Annotated in this window: 7 protein-coding genes; 5 read left to right on the top strand and 2 right to left on the bottom strand. The window is 46.9% G+C overall.

What is annotated here, in order from left to right; genetic code table 11:
- A partial coding sequence (locus MHN01_RS15615; protein ID WP_239412192.1) for an aldehyde dehydrogenase family protein occupies positions 1-402 on the top strand: 402 nt, incomplete at its 5' end.
- Positions 403-485: 83 nt separating this feature from the next.
- On the opposite strand, the gene MHN01_RS15610 is transcribed toward MHN01_RS15615, so the two are convergent.
- Positions 486-791 (bottom strand): panthothenate synthetase, encoded by a 306-nt coding sequence (locus tag MHN01_RS15610; protein WP_239412191.1) that lies wholly within the window; start codon positions 789-791, stop codon positions 486-488.
- 197 nt (positions 792-988) lie between these two features.
- On the opposite strand from MHN01_RS15610, the gene MHN01_RS15605 reads away from it, so the two are divergent.
- Positions 989-1336, top strand: a complete 348-nt coding sequence (locus MHN01_RS15605) for a RidA family protein (RefSeq protein ID WP_239412190.1) — start codon at positions 989-991, stop codon at positions 1334-1336.
- Between the two features lie 108 nt (positions 1337-1444).
- On the opposite strand, the gene MHN01_RS15600 is transcribed toward MHN01_RS15605, so the two are convergent.
- Positions 1445-1936 (bottom strand): MarR family winged helix-turn-helix transcriptional regulator, encoded by a 492-nt coding sequence (locus MHN01_RS15600; protein WP_239412189.1) that lies wholly within the window; start codon positions 1934-1936, stop codon positions 1445-1447.
- 93 nt (positions 1937-2029) lie between these two features.
- Here MHN01_RS15600 and MHN01_RS15595 point away from each other — a divergent pair, with 93 nt between their 5' ends.
- From MHN01_RS15595 to MHN01_RS15585, 3 genes are all read left to right on the top strand, one after another.
- On the top strand, positions 2030-3256 hold the full coding sequence (locus tag MHN01_RS15595) for a multidrug effflux MFS transporter (protein ID WP_239412188.1): 1227 nt from the start codon (positions 2030-2032) through the stop codon (positions 3254-3256).
- A 131-nt stretch (positions 3257-3387) separates the two neighbouring features.
- Complete coding sequence (locus tag MHN01_RS15590; protein WP_239412187.1) at positions 3388-4569, top strand: HlyD family secretion protein; 1182 nt, start codon at positions 3388-3390, stop codon at positions 4567-4569.
- The coding region (locus tag MHN01_RS15585) for a DUF2955 domain-containing protein (RefSeq protein ID WP_239412186.1) at positions 4559-5280 on the top strand (722 nt) is incomplete at its 3' end. The genes MHN01_RS15590 and MHN01_RS15585, both read left to right, overlap by 11 nt.

The raw sequence follows: 5280 nt of genomic DNA, 5'->3' as shown, positions 1-5280 counted from the left end.
CTGTTTGACAATGTTTCGCCTGAGATGACTATCTACAAGGAAGAGGTTTTTGGCCCAGTATTGTCAGTTGTGCGGGTGCCGGACTATCAGACAGGGCTGGATTTGATTAATCGTCATGAGTACGGCAATGGTACGGCTGTCTTTACCCGTGATGGCGAGACCGCTCGTCAGTTTAGTGAAGATGTATTGGCTGGTATGGTTGGAGTCAACGTGCCGATCCCGGTTCCGATGGCATTCCATAGTTTCGGTGGCTGGAAGCGTTCGGTGTTTGGTCCGCTTAATGTCCATGGTAATGACGGTGTCCGTTTTTACACTCGAATGAAAACAGTCACCAGCCGCTGGCCAACCAGTGTTCGCCTCGAGCAGCACGCAAGTTCGTTCGTAATGCCGACGATGGATTAAATGCTTATCTGCATCAAAGGTTAACGCGATTGAACAAAGCGCCGGACATTGTTCCGGCGCTTACTGTTAGGAGGATTGTTGGACTAAAGCCACTTCTTGCCCAGTTGGTTCAAACCTGAAGAACTAAGATCTTCTGCAGTCATGGCAATACGAAAACGGCAGTCAGCATTAAAGATCAGGAAAAATGGCTCGGCGTAGCTGGGGATCTTTGAAGCATGGTCAATGTCGAGAATCAGCACCGCGTTTCGCTTTCCGTGCTGCTCGATGAAATAGCTATTTTCCGGTTTTATCTCCTCGAGGATCCGGCTCATGACATCCTCAATTTTTCCCTCTTTTACCAGTGTGTTGAACGGTTCATGTGGGAAGTTCACATCCAATAACATCTTCATAGTTTTATGCTCGCAACGAAAGTGAACAGCTTTATTCAGCCTTAGTTGATCTTAGCGTCTAAATTGTGATGGGGAGCTTTAATTTATTGTCAATAAGCACAGTTATACCGGTTTTAACTCGAAGCGATTAGGACTAAAATGTGCCTTCTCTTCGCCCGTATCCTGGGCTGTTTTCCTCATAATGAAAAGGCGATAGTATGATCGAACGTCTGGAAACCAAGCAACGCATGAGCCGTATTGTTAAGCACAACGGCACGATTTACCTTTGTGGCCAAGTGTGTGCTGATGCCACTCAAGGTATCAAGGAACAAACGGCAACAATGCTGGACAAAGTAGAAGCCTTGCTTGAACAGGCAGGTAGTGACAAAGAGCACATGCTTTCAGCCACTATTTATATCAAAGATATGAAAGACTTCGCTGAAATGAACGAAGTTTGGGATAACTGGGTACCAGAAGGTCATGCCCCGGCTCGCGCATGCGTTGAAGCGAGTATGGCTCGTGAAGCGCTGTTGGTTGAAATCTCTGTCGTAGCTGCAGAGAAGTAAGCATCATTATTTGGTGCATATGCAGCAGCAACTATTGTTGTTAGCAACAATGGGCAGGTCTGTTTTTCAGACCTGCTTCATTAAAGACCTTTATCCTTTCTTATATCTCTATTCCCTTGCAGTTAATAGCTTCTCCAGCAGCGTATTGAGTTGTTCCTGTTCCTTGTCCGATAAAACTGAAACGTACTCTTGCTCATGGTTATGTAACTGCTGAATGATTCTATCGATCAGCTCTTTTCCCTTTTCCGTCAGTTTGACTAATTTGCTGCGTTTGTCTTCCGGATTGTCTAGTCGCTCAATAAGTCCCATCGTGGTGACACGACTAAGCACTTTTGTCAGTCCGCCGGAGCTGAAAAGCATAGAACGGTAGAGTTCGGTAGGGGACAAGCAGCAAGGCTCTCCATGTCGGCGTAATGCTGCCAATACGCTGAAATCAGCCCGTTGAAGATCATATTGATCGAGAATTTCGATCAAATCCTGCTGATGATAGTCATGAATACGGTGGAGACGAAGGATCGCCGGAGAACATTTTTCAGCAGACTGAGGCCAGTTATCTTCGATTTTCTTCAATATGTTAGCGACTGTTTCTTGCTTGCTCATGACTTACCCTCTCCAGTGGAGGTCTAAATATATCTTGCTGGAAAGATAATTACTAGCTAGTATCTTTCTAGAAAGATAAATAAGAGGTTTTTCATGAATAAAAAAATGCCAACATCGCTGATCATTTTGCTGGCGGCTGTTTTCGCCATGTCTCCCTTTGCGATAGACAGCTATTTGCCGGCTATTCCTGTAATGGCTGATGACCTACAGATTGATATCTCTATGGTGTCAGTGACGGTTAGTATTTATGTACTGGGTATGGCGATAGGCCAGTTAATAGGCGGTCCGCTATCGGATCGGTTTGGCCGCAGACCGGTGATGGTTGCAGGCTTGCTGATTTTTTCTGCCGGCAGTTTGCTGATTGCCACGGTGGAGTCGATGGAAATGCTCTGGGCATGGCGAGTACTTCAGTCTATTGGTGGCGGTATCGCAGTTGTCGGGGTACCTGCAACCATCCGTGATAATGCGGAAGGAAAAGAGGCGGCTCGGTTATTCTCTCTGGTTGCCCTGATCATGATGTTGGCACCTTCCATAGCACCGACTATTGGAACCGTGGTACTGAAAACGCTGGGTTGGCATTGGATCTTTATCATGCTCAGTGTCATCGCGGTTTTTGTCTCTCTTTGCGCCGTATTTATTATGCCTAAAGCTGAGAAAACCGTGAGGGCAAAGAAGGTTAAATCCGGCTATCTCTCGGTAATAAAAGAGCGACGTGCGCTGGGCTATCTGCTGGCACAGGCATTTGGTTATGCGGTATTAATGACCTTTATTACCAATGCACCATTTGCCTATATCGAACATTTTGAAGTAAGTGTCGAGCTGTTCTCTGGATTGTTTATCGCTAACGTAATTGGGATTGTGATCGTTAACCGCACCAATAGTTTGTTGTTGAGGGCTTATGAGCCTGCCACTCTGCTAAAAGCTTTTCTCGGTATGCAGGTGATTGGTGGTGCGATTCTTGTCAGTTCACTGGTTATTGCGCCAGAAAATCTTTGGTTTGCTGCAGCAGGTTTTGTGATTTCAATAGCGGCTAATGGCGGCATTATGTCTAACTCCAGTGCATGTTTCATGCGTTATTTTTCCCATAATGCCGGTGTTGCGTCGGCGTTGCTTGGTGCTGTGCAGTATGCCGTCGGGGCGGGTGTCAGCGCTTTAGCTGCAATGTTATGTATAGATACACTTTGGCCAATGGTATTGGCGATGCTTATCTCAACGCTAATTGCACTGACAGGGGCGATTACCAGTTCACGGGTAGAGCCGGAAGTAAAACTGGCAAATACGGCTTCAAGTGTAGAAGACCAGCCTAATCAAGCAGAGTGACGCTGCCACATGCGTTGTGTTTCTCTTTGTTAATGCATGGCGATCCTCATACATAGCTATTCTTAAAGACGTAGAAATTTAATTTCAGTACAAATTGATGACTGAGTTAAGTCTGTCAGCGGAGCCAATGTATGTCAGAAGAGAACATGCCGAATGTTCAGGCTGAACCCGGCGAGAGAATAGCGCCCAAAGCAGGAAAACCTAAGCGGGTAAAAAAAGAGCGTGTCGAAAAGCCCAAGAAGGACAAGCCTCCGGTTGATAAAGTCAAACGACTCACCGTAATAGTATTACTGATCTGTGTCGGGCTATTTGTGTTTTATGTGTTGGCAGATCGCTATATCCCGTCAACAGATATGGCAAGGGTGAGGGGATATGTGATCCCGGTTACGCCTTTGGTTTCTGGTCGGGTAGTTGATGTGATGGTTGAGCCAAATGATGTGGTGCAGGCTGGCGATCCGCTAGTACGGATTGACCCGGCTGATTATCAGTTGGCTGTTCAGGAGGCGGAGCAAGGACTAGTGAAGGCTGGTCAGAGTGTCGGTGTGCAAACTGCCTCGGTAGCCTCTGCTCAGGCAAAGTTGTCGGATGCTCTGGCGAATCAGGCACATGTCCGTACTCAGGCATCACGAATTTTAGCCATGGCGGAAAAAGGTATCGTGCCAAAGGCTGAAGCTGATAAATCACGGGCAGCTTTAGCTAGTGCCAAAGCCCAGGTTGAAACGGCGCAGGCCAATCTTGAGCAGGCCAAAAAACAGCTGGGCTCATCGGGTAAGGAAAATAGCGCAGTGAAGTCGGCACTGCTTCAGTTACAAAAAGCACAGATTGATCTTGAGCGTACGGTATTGCGAGCTCCGGCAATTGGTGGGGTGTCTAATTTTCGGTTGAATGAGGGATTTTATGCTCAGTCAGGCCAGCCGCTGTTGACGTTTGTATCTGGTGAAGATGTCTGGATTGATGCCTATTTTCGCGAAAACAGTCTCGGTAACATGATTGTTGGCGATGAGGTTGAAATTGTTCTCGATTTTGCGCCGGGCCGAGTGTTCAAAGGCAAGGTGGCCAGCATTGACTGGGGCATTAGCTGGGGACAGAGTGAGCAGGCCGGACAGTTGGTGTCAGTGACTCCACAAACGGGCTGGTTGCGGCAAACACAGCGGTTTCCCGTTGCGATACGTTTTGATGATGATACTGCCCGAGGTTTTCGTCGTGTCGGAGGCCAGGCTGATGTAATTGTGTATACCCAGGATAGCTCGGTACTGAATATGTTTGGCCGGGTGTGGATCCGAATCATGAGCTGGCTATCTTATGTCAGATAATGGCGAGGTGATCAGCTCTGATGATAGGAGACTGAATGCTAGTAGCTCTAATAATAGGAGCCTGAAGGATAGTAACTCGAAAGCTAATAGATCGGATGATCAACGGTGTTACTATCGTCGGGTTACCCGTTATGTAGTGGGTGTTGTTGTCGCATGCGGGCTGGCTTTCGGTATTGGCTGGGGGCTGTCATTTATCTTTCCGGTTTTCCTGGCGAAGTTTTTGGCTGACTTTCCGGTATCAAATCGCGAACGTTTTCAGCAACTTTTGCTAGCGATGGTACTGACAGTACTGATTGGTCTAAGCGTTAGTATAGGTGTGACTAATTACCCGGTGATCTTATTGTTGCTGGTCGGCCTATTGATGTTCTACGCCTATTACTTGTTTCTCGACCCACAGTGGAGTTTCTTTGCAACTATATTGTTGATTGCTGTTTTGTTACTACCTTACCTTGGTATTACGCACTCAGGGCTGGCTATTTATGTTGGTGTCGGATTGATTTTTTCGGGTGTACTGGCGGTTATTGCCTTTGCTGTTCTTCATTGGTTATTTCCAGAAGAGGAGCTACAGAATGATTCAGCCACCGCCTCGCCGGATTTATTGAGCCAGGAACAGCGAGTCCAAGAGGCTATTAAGGCTCTTATTGTTGCCTATCCTGTGGTCGTCTTTTTTTATTATTTCCAGATTAACGGTGCCATTTTGACCATGGTGTT

The sequence above is a fragment of the Photobacterium sp. OFAV2-7 genome, assembly GCF_022347985.1.
Lineage (GTDB): Bacteria > Pseudomonadota > Gammaproteobacteria > Enterobacterales > Vibrionaceae > Photobacterium.
Note: the sequence above shows the minus strand (reverse complement) of the source record. Positions and strands in the feature narration are given on the sequence as shown.